The following is a 21,034-nucleotide window of genomic DNA, read 5'->3' as shown; positions in this document are numbered from 1 at the left end:
CCTCACTATCACCCAGATTGACGATGAACCCCGCGTTCTGGACACGGACCTTGCCGAAAAGCTCGGGATGGCAAAGCCGTAAAACATCCGTACCCATGTGATCCGCCCGAACATGGGCGAGTTGGAAGCGTTCGGAATAGTCTGCCGCCGCCAGATTAATACCGGGAAGCGGGGACGCCCCGGCATGGCCTACTACCTCAATGAGGAACAGGCTTTGCTGGTGTGTCTCCTGTCCCGCACCGAATGGGCAAAGCAGGTTCGGGCCGACGTTATCCGCGTCTACTCACGGGATGGCACCGTGTTCGCTTCCAGCCGGGACGTTGCGGCGTTCTTCGGGAAGCAGCACACCCACGTCCTCCGCGACATCCGAGCGCTAATCGCGGACGCCCCGTCCACTGCATCCAATTTTGGATCGAGTGAATATCAGGACAGCACCGGCCGCACACTCCCCGCCTACGAAATGACCCGCGATGGCTTCACGCTGCTTGCCATGGGTCTCGCCGGGAAGACCGCGCTCGCCTTCAAGGTCCGCTACATCGACCAGTTCAACCGGATGGAGGCCCGGCTTAAGGCCCCGGCCAAGCCTGCGCTCTTCGACTGGCAAACATCATCGTTTTCAGCATCCCACAGAGCCCGCCAGCGCCCGGCACTCGTCAGGCTGGGTTCTTGGGTCAGACAACAGAAAGCGGCCCTAGCGACCATCCTAGCGATCATGAGCAGTCGCCTCACCTTTCAGTTCGCTCATGACACGCCCCACAAGTGGTGCCCTGCAATCAGCCTAGAAAAAAGTGCCCCACTAAGAACGACAGCGTCACGGCTTCCAGCTCCCCTATGCGTAAGCAGGGTAAGGCCACCGACAAGCAGGTCTCATCCATGCGTTATGGCTCCCACTATGGAAGAGGCGGGAACCCGATGACTAAGCAAACAGCTAATCGTCGAAAAAAGTGCACCAATAACAGAGGTCGCGACATCCTCCTAAGCTGACTTAGTATCGGGCCACAACTGCTTATGGACTAAGGTAGTGCTATCCTAGCTAGTGCGGTAATCATTCACATCCGATCCGCTGCGTGACGCGATCAAACAGCCGAACGTGACACAGCTTTAAGGCCCCCACCTAGAGTGACGCGATTGGGTCAGAGGCCTTCACGCCTAACCCTTCGGGGTGACGCCTTGTAACACCAACTGCTGAGACCCTACCTGAGCCCCTTGGCTCCTCAGACACTCCATCTACCCCGTCCGCTTCAGGTCCGAGAAGCCGGTGGTTAGTCGCTCGGGTCCAAATCCAGAGCCAGAAAAATTGGACCAAACCCTCCGCAAGCCTTTGTAAAACCTAGGTTTCTAGCCTCCTCCCTTAGAGAGAGGATAGGGTGGATGGTGTGTGGCACATAGCGTCAAGCCTGACGGTCACACCCCATAGTCGCCAGACGGCTAGGTCTCACAGGGGGAGGTATCACCAACACAAGCAACAACAAGGTTAAACGATGTGTATAAAGGTTATCGACTCTGTCATGGGGTCAGGAAAGACTAATGCTATCATTAAACTGATGAATGACGCGTACACTAACTATGTTGGTCAATCTTTCAGCCAGCCTGAGGTCCAACCTCCCCGCTTCATATTCGTTACGCCGCTATTGTCTGAAGCTGATCGTATCGCTGAAGCCTGCCCCGACCTCCATTTTCGTCTACCTAAGGTGATACGGTCTAAGGCTAACCATTTCAAAGCTCTTGTTGATGAGGGGCAGAACATAGCAACTACCCACGTCTTGTTTGAGGCCATCACCACAGAGACACTGCTTTCTATTCGGAAGAAGGGGTATGTGGTCATCATTGATGAGGCTATGGAATGTGTCCGAATATTCGAAGGCCTGACCAAACGTGACCGTACGATGCTCATCGAGCGCGGCATCTTATGCGTTGATGATGAGTCTAAGCGTCTACGCTGGGCAGCTACTGAGGGTGAGGATTATCGAGGTCGGCTAGCTGACATCAAGTCGTTTTGCGATAACGGCAATCTCTTCATGTATCGAAACAAGACCATACTTTGGACACTACCCCCAGATTTCTTTCGAATCCTAGGTGATGCTTATGTCCTGACCTACATGTTTGAGGGTCAACCTATGGCGGCCTATTTCAAGTCTAAGGGTGTCAATTATCAGCTACTGACGATCCATGAGGGGGAGATTAAGAACTGGCACCTATTTAGCAATGAGCTCGAATACAAAAAACAACTGAGGTCACTCATTAATGTCTATAAGGGTAGTGCTAACAATATCGGCCGCATCGCCAGCAAGGAACAGCCGCTGTCATCGGCTTGGTACAAGCGTCAAACTGACGAAGAATTAAAGGCAATTAGAGCAACAATCCAAAACTGGTTTAAAAAACACGCTAAGACAGAGGCTAAGCTAAACGCATGGACCACATACAAGGACTATAGGCCGAAACTAAGTGGTGCCGGCTACGCTAAGGGGTTCATACCGTGCAACGCTAAGGCCACGAATGACCACAAGCACAAGGCCTCCTTAGCGTATATGTGTAACATACACTACAACCCTTACATTGCAGGCTACTTTGAGGATAAGGGTATATCCCTGCACGGAGACCTCTTTGCCCTCTCCGAAATGCTGCAGTGGATTTGGCGCAGCCGGATCAGGGACGGTTTGCCCATCAATCTGCTTCTCCCTTCAGAGCGGATGCGGGGGCTGCTTGAAGAGTGGCTCGACTGCGCGAGCGCGGCGGAAATGATCCAGCGCAGGGAGGCAGCCAGATCAGCCCCTGCGGCTAAGGCGCCAACGGCTGACCACCTCACGCCCCACATCAGCTTGGCCCCTGAGGCGCCGCCTGAGGCTGATCCCGATGCTTTCCAAGAGCCGTCATTGGCAGAGGATGACACCGGCCCAGTTTACTATCTGCCGAGCGAGCCATCAGAGCATGGTCGCTGGGTGTCTCCGGCGATGCTGTTCGACGAGGTGATGCAGGAGTTCGCCCTTGCCGCGAGCGAAGCGGTTGCCCCCGACCCTTACGACTTCTGACGCCCTTTAGCTTCTATCCCTGAGACCCCCCGGAACGCCGGGCCTCCCCCGACACACCCCATCGCCATGCAAATCCGCTCACAGGCGGAAACGCAATGTCATGCCTTCGGGGAGCACGGTGCGGCCCGGCTCATCCCTGCAAGTCAATGAGGCATGGAGACGAATCGGAGATGCAATTTGTCGAGGGCTGTAATTCTTGCGGTGAAAAACACGGCCAGCCCCTCAACCTGACCTAAATAATCCGTACCATGCGGAATATATCACTCTATCCCGGATCTTAAGCACCTGCGGTTTTTGTGAACATGAAGCTTCGCTGTCCAGCCATAGCAAGTGTTGCCATCGTTACAGACAGCGAGTGGCTTGCTGCAGGCCTTTCATGCGCCCTAGCCCAACGCGGGGTTTATCTACCAATATTCGACGGCCCACGCATGACACGCCAAGACCACGTCAGCGAGGTTGTGCAGAGGCGCAATGCGATCGTTCGCTCAAATGTTCAAGAAATAATTATCGGAGAACTGGATGCTGATGGGCGCAACGCCTTAGTTGAAGCTCTCCCCAATAGGCGAGTGCGGCATGTCTCGCGAGGAGATATTCCAAGTTTATTTATGTCGAACAATGATAAATCAAGAAGAAAGCTAGTATGGGGTCGAGACAATATTGGAGTTGGTCTGCTAAAAGCGCTCTATGAGAAGGAAATTATTGACTTCACTGATAAGGTTTCGCCAAGTTATAGTGTGAAGCCGAAGTCAAATCACCTTGTTATATGCGAGGCTGGCGAGCCGCTTTCAGAGATAATAGCCGCTAATTACGCGTTCTCACTTGGCGCGGGCCTTCACATCATAAATAAAGTGGATGATGCCGAGTGCGAAGAAATGTTGGAGGCGTATTATAGCATTGACGATCCTAACAAGAACCCTACTGAACTTAGATCACGGCTGGGCTCTCGGCTAAGGGAGATGTGCGGAGACGTTGAATTGCCGGCGGGTGGTTCACTTACCTTCATCAGCAGGTCGCTTCCATTTGGTGTCGCGTTCCCTGAGTTGCCATCGACGCACCTTTTTAGCTACCCGGCCCTAGGGGTTAGTATCGCAAATGGCTTTGCCGCAGAGCGGGAAGGGGCTAGAGGTACCAATATTGCGGTCTTGGTGGACCCAGAGCAGGTCAGCGCACCAGAAATCAAAACGGCGGCGACGTTACTATCAGGCCGGCGAATATTCGTGCGAGGATATAGTGGTCAAGTAGCGACAGTGCGTAACATTAGCGACATGGTTGAATATTTTCCGTACGATATACTAATTATTTCTACGCACTGTGGGGATGCTAGTGGCCATAGATGGACCTATAATTTTCAAGATAGTGATGGATATGAGCGAGAGCTAGTTGTTGATATCGCTATAGGCTTGTCTGACACGGACGAAACAAATATTGTCAAAGTTCATCAGTTCATGCGGTTTCACTCTCTAGATGGCATAGATTGGACTGATTCTGAAGCCAAGAAAAATTACAACGTTGGTAATGCTATAGTCGACTTCATGTCTCTTATAGAGGCGGACGCAATTAAACCCGTCAGAAAGGATAGCGTTTCACGCGTAGTTGGTTCAGCGGCTATGCGTATGGCGGACCATAATTATTTGGCATTGCATCGCTCCTTAGCTTCAACAGGCACCCCTATTATCATTAATAATGCCTGCGTCTCTTGGCATGAATTGGCCCAACGGCTGACTTTTGCCGGTGCTCGGGTATATGTCGGTACGTTGTTCCCCGTCACAGATGCAGAAGCTGAAGCGGTTGCCGTTCAGCTACTCGGAAAACAGTTCGGCAAAATGATGCCGCACGCCCTTTGGGCTGCACAGTCCGCTGTATACGGTAACAGCAACCGCCGTCCTTACGTTATCACGGGTGTATATCCTCAGCGCTTACGGGTGACCCCAGAGCCTGTCCCTCAACGTATTCTTGCCGAACTGACGCGAGCATCGAAGCTGTGGAACTTGGCGGACTCCGGCGATGCTTCTGGGCAGGAGGCACGGCGAACAAGCGAAGCGGTACGGGACTTTTATCAGCGGGAAATTACAAGGATTCGAGATCGATGGCTCTCGGCAGATGATGAGGCTTGAGGCCGCCTGAGTAGGCAATTACGAACGACACGCCTGCAGCCGTTGCCGGCGTATGCGGAGACCTGCGGAAAAGCGCAATGAACGACGTGTCGGATATCCGCGTCTGCGCCGTCCAAATTTGGCGAAAAAATCTGAGAGGCCCAATCTCTAGACCGCCCTCACTGGTGTCCCCCCGTGCCCCTCCCGCCGCCTATTGAATGAAGCCGGGGGTGCCCCCATGCCGCTCTTGTCACACTCTGGTCACACCGGGGCGGGTGCCGGGGACGAAAGCGGAAGCGGAAACAGTCTTGTCACACCGGCCGGCCGGCGCTATATACACGGCGTAAACCGTTGGTTTGACAGGGTTTAGTTGGTCTTCGGGTGGTCGACCCTTCTGCTTAGCGTTCGGTAGCTCAGTTGGGAGAGCGCTGCAATCGCACTGCAGAGGTCAGGGGTTCAAATCCCCTCGGCTCCACCATCCCACCGCGCTGGCTTTTCTCTCCGTCCGATCATTCCAGCCGCGTCACCGCGAGCGGGAAAGCCGCGTCGCCGCCGGCGATGTCGACCGTCCGGCCATGCTTGCTATCCTGAACGCACGCGCGCGCTGCCCGCGGGCGTCCTCGGGGGGGGTAAGCCCACCCCTCATCGCGGTGGCTAGTTGCCCGTTCGCAACATAACCAAACTTCGACAGGGCGGTAAGAGTGTCGCTCGGAGCGGTCGGGCGGTAGCCGGTTGCGACGACCCTGCATCTCGTGCATTCAACGTTCACGGTCTCGACGCGCCACCATTCGCGCTCAGGTCGGGGGGCTGGAAGGGCACGATGGCGGGCGAAGTCGTATTCCTATCGAACCAGCTCTACACCAGCCGGCGGCGTGCTGGGTTCCATGAACTTGCCGACGCCTTCGTGCAGGGCGGCTGGCAGGTGACATTCGTCACCACCGGGCTGAGCTGGCTGTCGAAGCTGCGCCGCGACCGCCGCCTCCTGGGTGTCGCGCAGGAGGACCTCAACCGCACGACGGTCTGCGCCGATGGCGTGCGCTCGCACATTTTCATGCCGCTGGTTCACCCGGTGCGGACGCATCCCAAGCTGGCCGCTTTCGAGCCGATTGCCTTTGCATCCTATGGGCGGCGTCTCAGCCAGGATGTCGAGGAAACCCTTGCACGCGCCGATGTCGTGATCTTCGAATCGAGCGCGGCGCTGATGTTCTTCGATCGCGTCAGGAAGATCGCCCCGGCGGCGAAAACCGTTTACCGCGTATCCGATGATCTGCGCGTCATTCCCGTCAGCGATGTCATCCGTCGGCAGGAAGACCGGATCATTTCCCGCTTCGATCTGATCAGCCTGCCCTCCAACATCATGCTTCAGGGGCGCTTTTCCGCCTTCCCGCAGGCGCGCCATCACCGTCACGGTATTCCCGGCGCGATTGCGGATGGCGTCTTCCAGGATCCCTTCCCGGATCGGGCCCGCCCCAAGATGGTGTCCGTGGGATCGACGCTGTTCGATGCGAACTTCATCCACATCTCGGCGAAGGTGCGCCCCGATCTGGATTTCCATGTCATTGGCGATGTCGGCGCCGCCAGCCGGGTGGCGCTGGCCAACATCATCTATCATGGAGAATTGCCGTTTAAGCAGGCGGCCGCCTATTCGGCATTTTGCGACATCGCCCTGGCGCCCTATATTCCGCGTATCGGCAGTGAATATCTGGCGGAAACAAGCAACAAGATCATCCAGTATACTTACTTCGGCAAGAAGATCATCGCGCCACGCCACATCCAGCAACGGGCCGGGATGGCGCACATCATCCCCTATGATCCCGACGATGAGGCCTCCATCGCGGCGGCCTACGCTACTGCGTTCGAGATGGATCTCGCGACCCAGCCTGTGGCGCCCCCGCCCCGCTGGACGCAGGTGCGGGACATGATCACCGACGCCCTGAACCTGCCGCGCGGGGGAAGCGCCCCGGAACGGCCGCGTTCAACGCGGCTGGCATGAATGTTGCCAATTCGTTTTCACAGGTGGCTAAAATGCCCATCGAAGGAGGGTGTTCGATGAGTCGCATGGATTGGCTCGCCCGGATGCCGTCTCGGCTCTGTCATCGGAGTGACGGATGTTCGGCTTTCAACCGGAATCCAAAGATATCGCGGCCTTCCCCACCTTAATCCTTCAGCGTTGCGCTGACTTTTTCGAGGGCAATTGAGTGCCTACTGACGTTCATGGTCATGGTCTTTGTGCCATTGTTTTTGGCGGTGCGGGCTTTATCGGCACGCATCTGCTGGCCCATCTCAAAGCCACCAGCCGCTATAGCCGGCTCATCTCCTACGATATCCGCGCGCCGCAGCGCCCGGTTGCCGGAGTGGACTACATAATCGGCGACGTGCGCGAGCCGATCCGTCTGGCGGGTGAGCTGGCGGGCGCGGAAATCTACAATCTCGCCGCGGTGCACACGACGCCGGGCCATGAGGACTGGGAATATTTCTGGACCAATGTGCTGGGCGCCACCCATGTGTGCGATTTCGCCAGCCGTATCGGCACCTCATTCCTGCTCTTCACCGCCTCGATCTCGGTCTATGGCCCGACCGAGGAGCCGGTGGACGAGCGCACCCCGCCCGCCCCGGTCTCGGCCTATGGCCGCTCCAAGTTCCAGGCAGAAGGCATCCATCGGAGCTGGCTGGAGAACGGCGCCGACCGCCGGCTGGTCATCGTCCGTCCCGCCGTCATCTTCGGGCCGGGGGAGGGGGGCAATTTCACCCGCCTCGCGGGTCTGCTCGCCAAGAAGCGTTTCGTCTATCCGGGCCGCAAGGACACCATCAAGTCGTGCGGCTATGTCGGCGAGCTGGTGAATTCGATGGAGTTCGCCCGTGGCCTCGGCCGCCGGGAGTTCACCTATAATCTCTCCTATCCCGAGCGCACGACCTCCGAGACCATTTGTCAGGCCTTCGCCAAGGTGGCGGGCTTTGCCGCGCCGACGCGCGTGGTGCCGCTGAAGCTGATGCTACTCGCCGGCTTCGGCTTCGAGGTGCTCGGCAAGTTCGGCTTCAAGACCTCGATCAACCGCGAGCGGGTCTGGAAGCTGGTGCGCTCCACTAACATCCTGCCGACCGCGCTGGTGGAGGCCGGCTACACCTACCAGACCGACATTGAGAGCGCGCTGGTCGCCTGGAAGCAGGCGAGCGAAGGGCGTTTTACATGAGCCCGCTGCCAGGGAATGACATGGTTCGGTTGGGGTAAGGGGGGCGGCATGCGCATCGTTCACGTTCTGACACGCCTGCTGCGCGCGGGCTCCGAGGAGAACACGCTGGCCTCCTGCCGCGGGCAGATCGAGGCCGGGCATCAGGTCTATCTCGTGCACGGCCGGGATTTCGACCCGCGCTATTACGCGGCGCCGATGCCGGGCCTTGAGCTGGTGAAGATCGACTCGCTGGTGCATCCGCTCGATCCTGTCGCCGACGCCAAGGCCTTCGCCGCGATGCGCCGCTTTTTCCGTACCATCCGGCCGGACATCGTCCATACCCATCAGAGCAAGGCGGGCATTGTCGGGCGGTTCGCCGCCAGCGCGGCCGGGGTGAAGCATATCGTGCATGGCGTGCACATCGTGCCCTTCATCAATGTCGGCAAAGCCCAGCGGCTGATCTATCTGGCCGCCGAGCGCGCGGCGGCGCGGGTGACGGATGCCTTCATCGACGTCTCGCGCGGCATGCGCGATGTCTGCGTCGAGGCCAAGGTCGGCCGACCCGACCAGCACCACGTCATCCATTCCGGCTTCGACCTCAAGCGCTTCGCCGGCGGCGAGCCGCCGGAGGACTGGCGCGCGCTCCTCGGCATCGGGCCGGAGGAGGAGAAGCCGCCGGTCATCGTGATGATGGCGGCGCTGGAGCCGCGCAAGCGCCATTGCGAGTTCCTCGAAGCCTTCCCTGCCGTGGTCGCGCGCTTCCCGCAGGTGCGCCTGCTCATGCCCGGCGAGGGGCCGCACCGGGCCGAGGTCGAGGCGAAGATCGCGGCGCTCGGCCTTGGCCGTAATGCCCTCTTGCTCGGCTACCGCACCGACCCGGAAAAGCTCATCGCGCTCGCCGATTTCTGCATGCTCACCTCCACCCGCGAGGGGCTGCCGCGCGTCGTCATGCAGTATCTCGCCGCGGGGCGCGCCTGCATCGTCTCTGATATTCCCGGTCTCGACGAGGTGGTGCAGGACGGGCGCAACGGCATCGTCACCGGCGCCGACGACATGGTGGGCGCCGCTGAGGCCGCGATCCGGCTGATCGAGGACAAGGCGCTGCTCGCCCGGCTGACCGAGGGGGCGCGTGCCTCCGACATGAGCAGCTGGCAGGTCGAGAACATGTGCGCCGGCATCGAGCGCGTCTATCGGCAGCTTGCGGCATGAGCGCGGGCAGTCTTCCCGTCTTCATCAATGGCCGCTTCCTGACGCAGCCGCTGTCGGGCATGCAGCGCTATGCGCAGGAGCTGGTGGGGGCGCTCGACGCCAAGCTCGACGCGGAGCCGGAGCTGCGCGCCCGGCTGCGCCCCGTCGCCCTCGTGCCGCCGGGCGAACGGCGCGCGCCGGGCTGGCGGCATATCCCGGTGCGCGAGGTTGGCCGGCTCAAGGGCCATGCCTGGGAGCAGATCGAGCTCGCCCTCGCCGCGCGGGGCGGGGTGCTGCTGAACCTCATCTCCGCCGGCCCGCTGGCTCATTCCCGGTCCATCTTGGTGATGCACGACGCGGCGGTGTTCGCCCATCCCGAGCATTTCTCGCGCGCCTATCGCGCGCTGCACCGCTTCCTGCGCCCGCGCCTCGCGCGCCGGGCGCGCCGGCTCGTGACCATCTCGGAATTCTCCCGCCGGGAGCTGGCGCGCTATTGCGGCGTGCCGGAGAGCGCCTTCACCATCATTCCCGACAGCGCCGAGCACATCCTCTCGGTCGAGCCGGACGCCTCGATCCTTGCCCGGCATGGGCTGACGCCCGGCCAGTACGGCCTCACCGTCGGCAACCAGACGCCGAACAAGAACATCGCCCTCGCCATCCGCGCCTTCGTGCGCGCCGCTCCCGAAGGCTGGCGCCTCGCCGTGGCCGGCGGCGGCTCGGACCGGATCTTCGCCGGTGGCGTGGTGGAGGATCACCCCTCCGTCGCCCGTCTCGGCCGGGTGAGCGATGGCGAACTGCGCGCGCTCTACGAGAATGCCGGGCTGTTCCTCTTTCCCTCGCGCTATGAGGGGTTCGGCGTCCCCCCGCTGGAAGCCATGGCGCTGGGCTGCCCGGTGCTGTCCTCCGACTCCTCCGCCATGCCGGAAGTGCTCGGCGACGCGGCGCTGTATTTTCGCAGCGACGATGAGGGGGATTGCGCGGCGCAGATCCGGCGCTTTCTGTCGGGCAGCGTGGCGCGCGAGTCTTTGGTCGACAAGGGCCTCGCGCGGAACGCTGGCTTCAGTTGGCGTCAGGGCGCGGGCACCCTGTGCCAGATATTCGTCTTATGAAAAGCCGCGATCTTCCGATGCCAAGCAAGCAACTTCTTTCGGTTCAATGCCTCAGAGCCTTGGCCGCCATTATGGTAACAATCGCGCATGGCTTTGAGGAAGCGATATCGGTTTTTCACCTCGCCCTGCCCATCAGTCTTGTCGCCCTCGGCAAGGGGGTTGATATCTTTTTTGTAATAAGTGGATTTATTATATACTATTCCAGCGTTTCTCGTGGTCAGTATCTCTTAGGTGTGCGCAGGTTTGCTTATCTGCGCATTGTAAGAGTTGTTCCTCTGTACTATATTTTTACGACAATATATTTGTTTACTGCAATTATTTCTCCTAAAACCCTCAATAAGGGGGTTAATGGTGTAGCTCATATAATATCATCGTACTTATTCGTTCCATATCCGAACCCTGAGGGCGCCTTGGCTCCTTTGTTGGCGCTGGGGTGGACGCTGAACTATGAAATGCAGTTTTATCTGCTTTTCGGTATTCTTCTTGTCGCGGTGCCGCCGCGGTATCTCGGCGCTTCCGTTATTGGAGCTTTGGTCTCAGTGTCTGTGATCGGTCAGATTATTGACCCGGATCCGACGAGCCCCCTGCATTTTATCACGAATAGCATCATCATCGAGTTTGGCATGGGCGTTGCGTTGGCAATGGTTTACCAGCGGGTCGGGAAGTCGTTTGCCAATGTCGGTATGGCGCTAGGCTGTTTCGCCGTGGGTATCGGGCTTCTCCTGTGGCTGAATACTCCCCCTTTGCCCTTCGACTTGAGTCGCTTCATCACCGCTGGCCTGCCGGCCTTACTGATTGTTGGAGCGGGCGTGCTCTTGTGGCCAGCGGATCGTGAAGAGCGGTTGCCCGGCATACTCGTTGAACTCGGAAATAGTTCGTACTCGCTGTATCTGTCGCATCGCTTCGTTCAGCGTCCACTGCAGATCGCCTTCACGCATTTTCTGCCTTCCGCTAGTTGGGTTGGCTGGGCGTATGCGGGGTGCGCTGTGATCGCGGCGATCTCGGCTGGTCATGTGGTATATCTTCTCCTTGAGCGGCCGTTGCTGAGGTGGTTCCGGCGTTCGGACCGCGCCTCGCGCGCTGGCAGATAAGGGGGGGGCGCCGTGTCGGCTTTGGCATTCATTCTCGGGCCACTGCTGTGGATGTCTGGCCTTCTCCAGGTCGGCCCCGCTCCGTTTATGGTCATCTGCCTGCCTCTCATGGCGGCGCCGATTTTGCTAATGCGCTATAATGGGCGCCATATCCTGGCTGACGGCATGCCGGTTCTGCCGCTCGTCGCGCTGTTTGCGTCGAGCTTCGTGGTGCTAGCTGCTGTGATCTCGCTGATCGAGTCACCTGAGCCGTTTCGAATATTTCGCGTCGTTCTGGCGCAGGCTTTTGGCCTCGTGCTTGTTCCGTTTTTCTTCGTTGCCCAGCGCCTCTATGGAAGCATTTTTTGCATCATGTTTGTACGGCGCGTGGTGCTCATCGGCGTGGCCATAAATATGGCCTTGATCATCGGTTCGCAGCTTAGTTCCCAGATCGCAGCTATGTTTTACGGATCGTATCGGTTCAAAGGATTTCTCGATGGACCGATCCAGATGGCGATCCTGTCGGCTACGCCGGTGCCATTTTTGGTTAGTCTGTTACTTGCAAAAAACGATATAAAATCCGGGAGTAAGCTAATTACTGCCCTAGGCGTTTTTGGTTTGATGTATTCGCTGTTAGCTAGCGGCGGAAAATTCGCGCTTGGTGTTGCGCCGGTTGTTTCTTTTGCTCTTTTTTGTTTTGTGCTACTACGTCGCGATGGGGCTATTGCTGTAGTTAAGATTTTTGGTATGTCTGTTGTTGCGTTTTTTGTTGTATTGTATGTGTACAATTCGCTGGATAGCTGGAATCCTCTACTCTACGATAAGATTAATGCAATTCTTTTTGCAACCGATATTGCTGAGTATCAATCGGTCGAGTCTCGAATGGTGGTGTGGGACATTTCGATTGAGCTTTTCTTAGAGCATCCCCTCACAGGCGTAGGTGCTGGGTCGATGGTCGACGGGCTTACCCACTCGCATAATGTCTTTCTTGATTATGCGCGGGGGATGGGGCTCTGGGGAGTCATCGGTATTACGGGCGTTTTTCTTTGTGTTCTGACAGGTCTGGTCAGCGCGGCGATACGTTTCTGGCTGCGGCCAACGGGCGGGTCGATTGTCGCTCTTGGGCTCTTTCTGAGTGCGGCGCTCTACATAATCCTCAACCAGATGAGCGACTCGTTCGGTCTCGCCACCGCGCCGATCTTCTGGCTGTCCGCCGCCGGAGGATTTGCTCTCCTGGCTCAGCCGTCACAGCCGCCGGTTCGCGTCCGCCCGGCGGCTCCGATGCCTGTTAGGTATCGTAATGCGGTGCCTGTTGCTCGTTCCAAGTAACAAGCACCGCATCCGCCTTCCTCACTCCTGAACGACATTCCCCCGGCCGATGCCGGTGTATTTGAAGCCGCGGCTGAGGAGGTCGACGGGCGGGTAGATGTTGCGCAGGTCGACGACGATCGGGCTCTTGAGCACGGCCTTCAGCCGGTCGAGGTCGAGGGCGCGGAAGGCGTCCCATTCGGTGACGATGACCAGGCAGTCCGCGCCCTCGGCGCATTCATAGGCGCCGGCGGTGTAGACTACGCTGGGCGGCAGCACCTTGCGGGCCTCGTGCATCCCTTCCGGGTCATAGGCGCGCACGGTGACGCCGCGATCGACCAGCGACTGCACGATGTTGATCGCCGGGCTGTCGCGCATGTCGTCGGTGTTCGGCTTGAAGGTGAGGCCGAGCACGGCGACGGTGGCCCCGCGCGGCGCCACTTCCAGCGCTTCCAGCACCTTGCGGCCCATGGCGGCCTTGCGCGTCTCGTTGACCGTGGTGACGGTCTCGATGAGGCGCACCGGGGAGCCGGCCTCCTGCGCCGTGCGCATCAGCGCCAGCGTGTCCTTCGGGAAGCAGGAGCCGCCATAGCCGGGGCCGGCGTGCAGGAACTTCGAGCCGATGCGCCCGTCGAGTCCGATGCCGCGCGCGACTTCCTGCACATTGCCACCGACCTTCTCGCACAGGTCCGCCATCTCGTTGATGAAGGTTATCTTCATCGCGAGGAAGGCGTTGCTGGCGTATTTGATCAGCTCGGAGGTGTTGCGCTCGGTGAACAGGATCGGCGCGGCGTTGAGCGAGAGTGGGCGGTAGAGCGCGGCCATGACCTCGCGGGCGCGCGGGTCGCTGGTGCCGATCACCACGCGGTCGGGGCGCTTGAAGTCCTCGATCGCCGCGCCCTCGCGCAGGAATTCCGGGTTCGACACCACGGCGATGTCCGCCTCGGGCGCCGCCTCGCGGATGATGTGCTCGAGGTCGGTGCCGGTGCCGACCGGGACGGTCGACTTGGTGACGACGACGGTGAAGCCTTCCGCGACCTGCGCGATCTCGCGCGCGGCGGCGTGGACATAGGACAGGTCGGCATGGCCGTCGCCGCGGCGCGAGGGCGTGCCGACGGCGATGAACACCACCTCGGCTTCCTTCACCGCCTGGGTGAGGTCGGTGGCGAAGTCGAGCCGGCCGGCCTCGACATTGCGGCGCACCAGATCGTCGAGGCCCGGCTCATAGATCGGAATCTCGCCGCGGTTCAGCCGCTCGATCTTGCCGGCATCCTTGTCGATGCAGGTCACGTGATGGCCGAAGTCCGAAAAGCACGTACCGGAAACAAGGCCGACATAGCCGGTACCGATCATTGCAACGCGCATGAAGTGATCCCATCCCCCAGATGCCGAAGCACCGGCCCCGCAGGGCGGCGCGTGGCGTACCTAGCAAATTCGCTGCCGGGCGGCGAGAGCGGCACACCCATCTGATACCGTTTCTGGTTGCACTGCGGCATTTTGGACGGGCGTGCCAAGCCTGCCGAGAAGCGCGCGCGGTTGACCCACTCGTGATGACGCAGGGGCAGTAATGTCGCGTATAGTTTCGGAAGTATCGCGACAATTACCGTATTTATTCTTATTTAGAGTAATTAAAAACAAGCTGTTACAAATTGTTTAGTTGACACGTCTGTCCCCGAGGCGGATGACGCCAGCATCCGATGCCCGTTGATCCAAGCAGACCTCGCGATGGCTTTCACTCTTCCGGCCCTTCCGGCGCGCCGCCCGCGCCTCGCTCCCGCCCGGCTGCTGGTCGCGCTGGTGACCGGCCTGCTGGCATGGACGACGCTGGTGCTGCCGTCGCGGGCGGAGGTGCAGCTGACCGACCTCACCGGCCGGCAGGTGACGCTCACCGCCCCCGCCAAACGCCTGCTGATCGACGATGGCCGCTTCCTCGTCGCCCTTGCCCTCATCCAGCCCGATCCGGTGAGCGTGCTGGCGGCCTGGCCGCGCGACATCAACCGGCTGGGCAAGAACACCTATGACGCCTATCGGGCGAAATTCCCCGCCATCGAGACGCTGGCCAAGGTCGCGAGCTCGGCCGGCTCGCTCTCGGTCGAGCAGGTGGTGGCCGCCCGCCCGGACCTCGCCGTGTTCTCCCTCGGCTCCCAGCCGAGCGAGGAGGAGCGCGCCCGCATCGAGGCCGCCGGCATCCCGGTGGTGGTGATCGACTTCTTCACCCACCCGCTGACCAATACCGAGCCGAGCCTGCGCCTTCTCGGCGCCGCCACCGGCGCCTCCGAGAAGGCCGAGGCCTTCCTGGCCTATCGCCGCGCCCATCTCGAGGCGGTGACCAGCAAACTCGCCAACCTGTCCCCCGCCGAGCGCCCGCGCGTCTTCCTCGAGCCGCACGCGGCGATGACGGCGGATTGCTGCAATTCGCCGGGGCGCGGCAATGTCGGCGAGATCATCGACCTGGTGGGCGGCGCCAATATCGGCGCGGCGGTCATTCCCCGCGCCTTCGGCAAGCTCAACCTCGAATATGTCATCGCCCAGGATCCGCAGGTTTATATCGCGACCGGCGGCAGCCATATGGAAGGCACGGGCGGGCTGCTGATCGGGCCGGAATACACCGCGGAGCGCGCCCGCGAGACGCTGGCCCGCGTCATCGCCCGGCCGGGATTCGCAGGGCTGGCGGCGGTGCGCGACAAGCGGGTCTACGGCCTGTCGCACCAGATGCTGAATTCCGCGCTCGACCTGTTCGCGGTCGAAATCCTCGCCAAATGGATCCACCCCGAGCGCTTCGGCGCCCTCGATGTCGACGCCACCGTCGCCGAGGTCAATGCCCGCTTCCTTGCCGTGCCCATCGAGGGCCCGAACTGGGTTGCGCTCGACTGAAACCTGCGTCGCTCGCCGGGAGCTTCGCACGCCGCCAACGACATCCTCAACGGAGTACCGCCATGACCATCGACGCGACGCCCTCCCGGCCTAAAGCCCGCCTGTCCTTCCGCCTTCTGGGCTCGGCCCTGCTTTCCGCCACGGCGCTGGTGGCGCTCGGTGGCGCGGCGCTCGCGGACCCGGAATTCGTCAAGCAGGTGAAGCCCGGCCAGGGCCTCTACGAGATCGTGTTCGGCGCTTCGACCAACCGCGTCTATGTCGCCGCCGCCGGCGCGCGCGGCGCCACCGAGACCAGCGTTCTGGCGCTCGATCCGGCGACGCTGGAAACCCGCGAGACCATTCCCACCGGCGATGACCCTATGTTCGGGCTCGGCATCAACACCAAGACCAAGACGCTCTACGGCACGCAGACCCGCGACGGCTCGGTCGGCGTGATCGACCTCGCCAGCGGCAAGGTCGTCGCCAAGCTTGCCAAGGGCGAGAAGGCGCATGTGCGCGAGGTCGCGGTCGACGAGGCCAAGAACCGCGCCTATGTCACCGTCCTCGGCATGCGCGACACGCCGAGCGCCGTGTGGATCATCGACGGCGCCACCAACAAGATCGTCGACAGCATTGACGACCTCACCGGCGGCATTGCCGGCATCGCGCTTGATGCCAAGAACAACCGCCTGTTCCTCTCCGCGCTGCAGGCCAATGAGGTCGTGGTGGTCGATCTCGCCAGCAAGAAGGTGACGAACCGCTACCCCACCGGCGGCGAGGGCGCGATCAACCTCGTCTATGACGCCAGCGGCGATCAGGTCTTCGTCGCCAATCAGGGCTCGGGCGAAGTCACCGTGCTCGACGCCAAGGACGGCAAGCTGATCAAGGAAATCCCGACCGGCGGCGGCGCGCTGAGCGTGGCGCTCGATGCCAAGCGCAGCATCCTCTATGTCGCCAACCGCACCGGCGGTTTCGTCAGCCTGATCGACACCAAGACGCTCGACCCCATCGCCAATGTCGTCACCGGCTCCATGCCGCAGACCATCGCGGTCGATGCCGAGAGCGGCAATGTCTATGTGTCGAACAAGGTGAAGAGCGTGCCGCGTCCGCGTCCGCCCGAGGGCGCCGCCGCGCCGGCGGGCGCTCCTCCGGCGGGTGCTCCCCCGGCGGGTGCGACGCCGGTTGCCGCCGCGCCGGCCGGTGCTTCCCCGGCAGGTGCTCCGGCAGGTGCTCCGGCTGGTGCGCCGCCTGCGGGTGGTCCCGGCGGCGAGCGTGGCCGTCCGGTGCCGATGGTCGATCCCTTCGGCGACACCGTCACCCTCATCAAGCCCTGAGCGGCGCCCACCTCGCATGGATGGACCGTCAATGGGTCTGCCGATGAATGCCCGTCTCACCGATGCCGCGCGGCCTGAGCGCGTGGCATCTGCGATCCGCCCGGCGGCGATGTCCGCCCCGGCCCTGCCCTTCGTGCTGGCAGGCCGGGAGGACACGCTGATCGGGCAGGGCTGCCTTGGGCGGCTGGAGGCAGGCCCGGCGCCGGTCGAGGCGCGGGTGCGCGCTTACTTCGCCGCGCGGCCGGAAGGTCCGCGCCTGCTGGTCGGCGCGCTGCCCTATGACATGGACGCGCCGGCCCATCTGTTGCAGCCGGCGGAACTCACGCGCCAGGCCGGCCGTCCGGACCTGTCCGGGCTGCTGCCGCGCGCAAGCGGTCCGCGCCCGCTGGCGCCGGCCGGCGCTCCGCAATGGCGGGTCATGGCCGAGCCGACGCTGCCCGCCTATCGCGCGGCGGTGACGGCCGCGCTCGACGCCATGGCGCGCGGCCAGACGGATGCGAGCGGCGAGCGTCTGCGCAAGATCGTGCTCTCGCGCAGCCTGCGGCTTGCCGCCGACCGGCCGATCGACGCCGGGGCGCTGCTTCAGGCGCTCGCCCGCGATGAAAGCGTCACCACCTTCTGCGTGCCGCTGGCCGGCACGGAGGAGGGCGGCGTGTTCATCGGCGCGACGCCGGAACTGCTGATATCCAAGACCGGCGCGGCCCTTCTCTCCCACCCGCTCGCCGGCTCGGCCCGCCGCCGTGCCGATGCGGGCGATGACCGCGCGGCGGCTGAGGCGCTCGCCGTCTCCGAGAAGGACGGGCGGGAGCACCGCGCCGTGGTGGAGGCCATCCTCGATCAGCTCGCGCCCTATTGCGCCGAGCTTGGCACGCCGGAGGGCACGCAGATCACCTCCACCGCCACCATGTGGCACCTCGGCACGCGCATCGCCGGCCGGTTGCGCGATCCCGCCATGTCGAGCCTCGAACTCGCCGCGCTGCTGCACCCGACGCCCGCCGTCTGCGGCGCGCCGCGCGCGGTGGCGGCCCGCGCCATTCCCGCGCTCGAAGGCTATGACCGGGGCTTTTATGCCGGCGCGGTCGGCTGGTGTGACGCGGCGGGCGACGGCGCCTGGCACGTCGCCATTCGCTGCGCGCGCATTGCCGGCGGCGAAGCCCGGCTTTATGCCGGGGCCGGAATCGTGCCGGGCTCCGATCCGGCCGCCGAGGGGGAGGAGACCTCCGCCAAATTCGCCGCGCTGCTGCAGGCTTTCGGCATCGACGAGGATGGCCGCCCGCTGGACGCGGGCGCGTAAGGGCGTTTGGGAGAGTTTCGCGTGATCCCGCTTCGACAGGTCTGGCCGCCGGAATTTGCCGCGCGCTACCGCGCCGCCGGCTATTGGCGCGGGGAAACCTTCACCTCCTTCCTGCGCCAGCGCGTATGGGAGATGCCCGCGCATATCGCCGTGGTCGGCGGCGACCAGCGCTGGAGCTTCGCCGAGCTGGAAGCCCGCGCCGAGCGCATCGCCCGTGGCCTGCTGGCGATCGGGTTTCAACCCGGCGACCGGGTGGTGGTGCAGATCCCCAACATCCCGGAATTCCTGTCCGTCGTGTTCGGCCTGTTTCGCGCCCGGCTGGTCCCGGTCTATGCGCTGCCGGCCCATCGCCATGTTGAGATCACCCATTTCGCCCGCACGGCCGAGGCGCGCGGCTACCTCATCGCCGCCAGCCATGACGGCTTCGACTACCGCGCATTGGCCGCGCAGGTCGTCGCCGAGGTGCCGGCCGTGGAACATGTCGTGGTGGTCGGGGAGGGCGGGGAGGGCGGTGAGTTCCCCTCGCTCGCCTCGCTGCCCTCCGGTGAAGGTGTGGTGCTCCCCGAGGATGCCGACCCCTCGGAGGTTGCCTTCCTGCAGATTTCCGGCGGCTCGACGGGGCTCTCCAAGCTCATTCCGCGCACCCATGACGACTACATCTATTCGTTCCGGGCGAGCGCCGAGATCTGCGGCCTGACGCCCGACAGCGTCTATCTCGCGGCGCTGCCCGTCGCGCATAATTTCCCCATGAGCTCGCCCGGCGTGTTCGGCGCGCTCCATGCGGGATCGCGCGTCGTGCTCGCCCCCTCGCCGAGCCCGGAAGTCGCCTTTCCGCTGATCGCCCGCGAGCGCGTGACCATCACCGGCCTCGTGCCGCCGCTCGCTTTGCTCTGGCTGCAGGCGGCACCGGGGACCGCGCACGACCTGTCGTCCCTGGAGGTGCTGCAGGTCGGCGGGGCGAAGTTCCTGCCGGAATCGGCCCGCCGCGTGCGCCCGGTGCTCGGCTGCACGCTGCAGCAGGTGTTCGGCATGGCCGAGGGGCTGGTGAACTACACCCGCCTCGACGACCCGGAAGACATCATCACCGACACGCAGGGCCGGCCGATCAGCGCCGCCGACGAGGTACTGATCCTCGACGATGCCGGCCATCCCGTGCCCGAGGGCGAGGCTGGCAATTTGCTCACGCGCGGGCCCTACACGATCCGCGCCTACCACAACAACGACGGGGCGAATGCCCGCTCCTTCACGCCCGACGGCTATTACCGCACCGGCGATGTGGTGAAGCGCACGCCTGAGGGCTATCTCGTGGTGCAGGGCCGCGCCAGCGACCACATCAACCGCGCCGGCGAGAAGATTTCCGCCGAGGAGATCGAGGACCATCTGCTCGGCCATCCCAGCGTGTTCGACGCGGCGGTGGTGTCGCTGCCAGACGCGTTTTTGGGCGAACGCTCCTGCGCCTTCATCATCGCCTCCGGCGAGAAGCCGAAAGCTGCGGCGCTGAAGGCGTGGATGCGCACGCGCGGACTCGCCGATTTCAAGGTGCCGGACCAGATCGTCTTCGTTGATGCCTTCGAGACCACGGCGGTCGGCAAGGTCTCGCGCAAGGAACTGCGCGCGAGCCTGCGGCGCCGCTTCCTCGAACAGGAGGCCGCCCGATGAGCGCGAAACCCGGTCTTCCCACCATTCCCGCCTACGACCTGCCGCGCCGCGAGGAACTGCCCACCCCGCGCGGGCCGTGGACGCTGGAGCGCGACCGCGCGGCGCTGCTGATCCACGACATGCAGAACTATTTCCTGCGCGTCTTCGCTCCCGACGCCTCCCCGCTCGTGCCGGTGATCGCCCATATCGCGCAGCTGGCGCAGGCGGCGCGAGCGGCGGGCGTGCCGGTGTTCTACACCGCGCAGGAGGGCAATCAGGACCGGCGCGACCGCGGGCTTCAGGCTGATCTGTGGGGCCCCGGCATGAGCGCGGCGCCCGAGCATCAGCCGGTCCATCCCGCGCTGGCGCCCCAGCCCGGCGACTTCGTCCTGGTGAAGCACCGCTACAGCGCCTTCCAGCGCTCGAATCTGGAGACGCTGATGCGCGCGCGCGGGCGCGACCAGCTGATCATCTGCGGCGTCTACGCCCATATTGGCTGCACGCTGACCGCGGCGGATGCCTTCATGCGCGACATCGAGCCCTTCCTGGTGGCCGACGCGCTCGCCGATTTCTCCCGCGCCAAGCACGACCTCGCCCTCGCCTATGCGGCGGATGTGTGCGCGGTGCCGCTGATGAGCGCGGATGTTCTGGAGGTTCTGTGATGGCCATCGAGCCCGGCGATATCCGCCGCATCGTCACCCCCGCGGCCCCGATCACCCGCGAGCGGATGCGCGCCGACATTGCCCGCATGCTGCATGAAGACCCGGACGAGATCGGCGGCGATGACAGCCTGATGGATCTCGGCCTCGATTCCATGCGGGCGATGAATCTCGTGCTGGCCTGGAGCGAGGGCGGGCTGGAGCTGGAATTCTCCGATTTCGCGGAAACCCCGACGCTCAACGGCTGGTGGGCGCTGGTCGACGCGAAACAGGCGGCTCGGGCCTGAGC

The 21,034-nt window shown here is 62.5% G+C and carries 16 protein-coding genes; 15 read left to right on the top strand and 1 reads right to left on the bottom strand.

The genetic code is table 11. The annotated features are described in order from the left end of the window. The first annotated feature begins 184 nt into the window (after positions 1 to 184). The 9 genes from AncyloWKF20_RS14220 (at position 185) to AncyloWKF20_RS14180 (ending at position 12,988) form a co-directional block, all read left to right on the top strand. A complete protein-coding gene (locus AncyloWKF20_RS14220) occupies positions 185 to 916 on the top strand; it encodes a Rha family transcriptional regulator (protein WP_279314674.1) in 732 nt (243 codons plus the stop codon). Between the two features lie 628 nt (positions 917 to 1,544). Further along, complete coding sequence (locus AncyloWKF20_RS14215) at positions 1,545 to 3,029, top strand: hypothetical protein (RefSeq protein ID WP_279314673.1); 1,485 nt, start codon at positions 1,545 to 1,547, stop codon at positions 3,027 to 3,029. Positions 3,030 to 3,457: 428 nt separating this feature from the next. Next, the gene (locus tag AncyloWKF20_RS14210) at positions 3,458 to 5,143 is read left to right on the top strand and encodes a hypothetical protein (RefSeq protein ID WP_279314672.1); all 1,686 of its coding nucleotides are present in this window, start codon (positions 3,458 to 3,460) and stop codon (positions 5,141 to 5,143) included. A 799-nt stretch (positions 5,144 to 5,942) separates the two neighbouring features. Continuing rightward, entirely contained in the window at positions 5,943 to 7,115 is a 1,173-nt protein-coding gene (locus tag AncyloWKF20_RS14205; RefSeq protein ID WP_279314671.1) for a hypothetical protein, read from the top strand. Between the two features lie 205 nt (positions 7,116 to 7,320). After that, on the top strand, positions 7,321 to 8,313 hold the full coding sequence (locus AncyloWKF20_RS14200; protein WP_279314670.1) for an NAD-dependent epimerase/dehydratase family protein: 993 nt from the start codon (positions 7,321 to 7,323) through the stop codon (positions 8,311 to 8,313). A gap of 48 nt (positions 8,314 to 8,361) precedes the next feature. Beyond that, positions 8,362 to 9,501 carry a glycosyltransferase gene (locus AncyloWKF20_RS14195; protein ID WP_279314669.1) on the top strand — a complete coding sequence of 380 codons (1,140 nt, stop codon included), beginning with the start codon at positions 8,362 to 8,364 and terminating at the stop codon, positions 9,499 to 9,501. Beyond that, positions 9,498 to 10,589, top strand: coding sequence for a glycosyltransferase family 1 protein (locus AncyloWKF20_RS14190; RefSeq protein ID WP_279314668.1), 1,092 nt, complete (start codon positions 9,498 to 9,500; stop codon positions 10,587 to 10,589). The genes AncyloWKF20_RS14195 and AncyloWKF20_RS14190 overlap by 4 nt, the downstream gene beginning before the upstream one ends. Next, positions 10,586 to 11,680 carry an acyltransferase gene (locus AncyloWKF20_RS14185; protein WP_279314667.1) on the top strand — a complete coding sequence of 365 codons (1,095 nt, stop codon included), beginning with the start codon at positions 10,586 to 10,588 and terminating at the stop codon, positions 11,678 to 11,680. Before AncyloWKF20_RS14190 ends, AncyloWKF20_RS14185 begins: the two co-directional genes overlap by 4 nt. A gap of 12 nt (positions 11,681 to 11,692) precedes the next feature. Next, positions 11,693 to 12,988 (top strand): O-antigen ligase family protein, encoded by a 1,296-nt coding sequence (locus AncyloWKF20_RS14180; RefSeq protein ID WP_279314665.1) that lies wholly within the window; start codon positions 11,693 to 11,695, stop codon positions 12,986 to 12,988. A 21-nt stretch (positions 12,989 to 13,009) separates the two neighbouring features. Here AncyloWKF20_RS14180 and AncyloWKF20_RS14175 read toward each other — a convergent pair whose 3' ends face one another. Then, positions 13,010 to 14,332, bottom strand: coding sequence for a UDP-glucose/GDP-mannose dehydrogenase family protein (locus tag AncyloWKF20_RS14175; RefSeq protein ID WP_279314664.1), 1,323 nt, complete (start codon positions 14,330 to 14,332; stop codon positions 13,010 to 13,012). A gap of 360 nt (positions 14,333 to 14,692) precedes the next feature. Between AncyloWKF20_RS14175 and AncyloWKF20_RS14170 the strand changes: the two genes are divergently transcribed. From AncyloWKF20_RS14170 to AncyloWKF20_RS14145, 6 genes are all read left to right on the top strand, one after another. Then, entirely contained in the window at positions 14,693 to 15,841 is a 1,149-nt protein-coding gene (locus tag AncyloWKF20_RS14170; protein WP_279314663.1) for an ABC transporter substrate-binding protein, read from the top strand. Between the two features lie 62 nt (positions 15,842 to 15,903). Next, positions 15,904 to 17,154, top strand: coding sequence for a YncE family protein (locus AncyloWKF20_RS14165; RefSeq protein ID WP_279314662.1), 1,251 nt, complete (start codon positions 15,904 to 15,906; stop codon positions 17,152 to 17,154). Positions 17,155 to 17,185: 31 nt separating this feature from the next. Then, complete coding sequence (locus AncyloWKF20_RS14160) at positions 17,186 to 18,448, top strand: isochorismate synthase (RefSeq protein WP_279314661.1); 1,263 nt, start codon at positions 17,186 to 17,188, stop codon at positions 18,446 to 18,448. Between the two features lie 21 nt (positions 18,449 to 18,469). Next, positions 18,470 to 20,107 carry an AMP-binding protein gene (locus AncyloWKF20_RS14155; protein WP_279314660.1) on the top strand — a complete coding sequence of 546 codons (1,638 nt, stop codon included), beginning with the start codon at positions 18,470 to 18,472 and terminating at the stop codon, positions 20,105 to 20,107. Then, positions 20,104 to 20,748 (top strand): isochorismatase family protein, encoded by a 645-nt coding sequence (locus tag AncyloWKF20_RS14150; RefSeq protein WP_279314659.1) that lies wholly within the window; start codon positions 20,104 to 20,106, stop codon positions 20,746 to 20,748. The genes AncyloWKF20_RS14155 and AncyloWKF20_RS14150 overlap by 4 nt, the downstream gene beginning before the upstream one ends. Continuing rightward, positions 20,748 to 21,032 (top strand): phosphopantetheine-binding protein, encoded by a 285-nt coding sequence (locus AncyloWKF20_RS14145; protein ID WP_279314658.1) that lies wholly within the window; start codon positions 20,748 to 20,750, stop codon positions 21,030 to 21,032. Before AncyloWKF20_RS14150 ends, AncyloWKF20_RS14145 begins: the two co-directional genes overlap by 1 nt. The last annotated feature ends 2 nt before the right edge of the window (positions 21,033 to 21,034 follow it).

The organism is Ancylobacter sp. WKF20 (assembly GCF_029760895.1).
Taxonomy (GTDB): domain Bacteria; phylum Pseudomonadota; class Alphaproteobacteria; order Rhizobiales; family Xanthobacteraceae; genus Ancylobacter.
The sequence above is the reverse complement of the archived record's forward strand: the minus strand, read 5'-3'. Positions and strand labels throughout refer to the sequence as shown.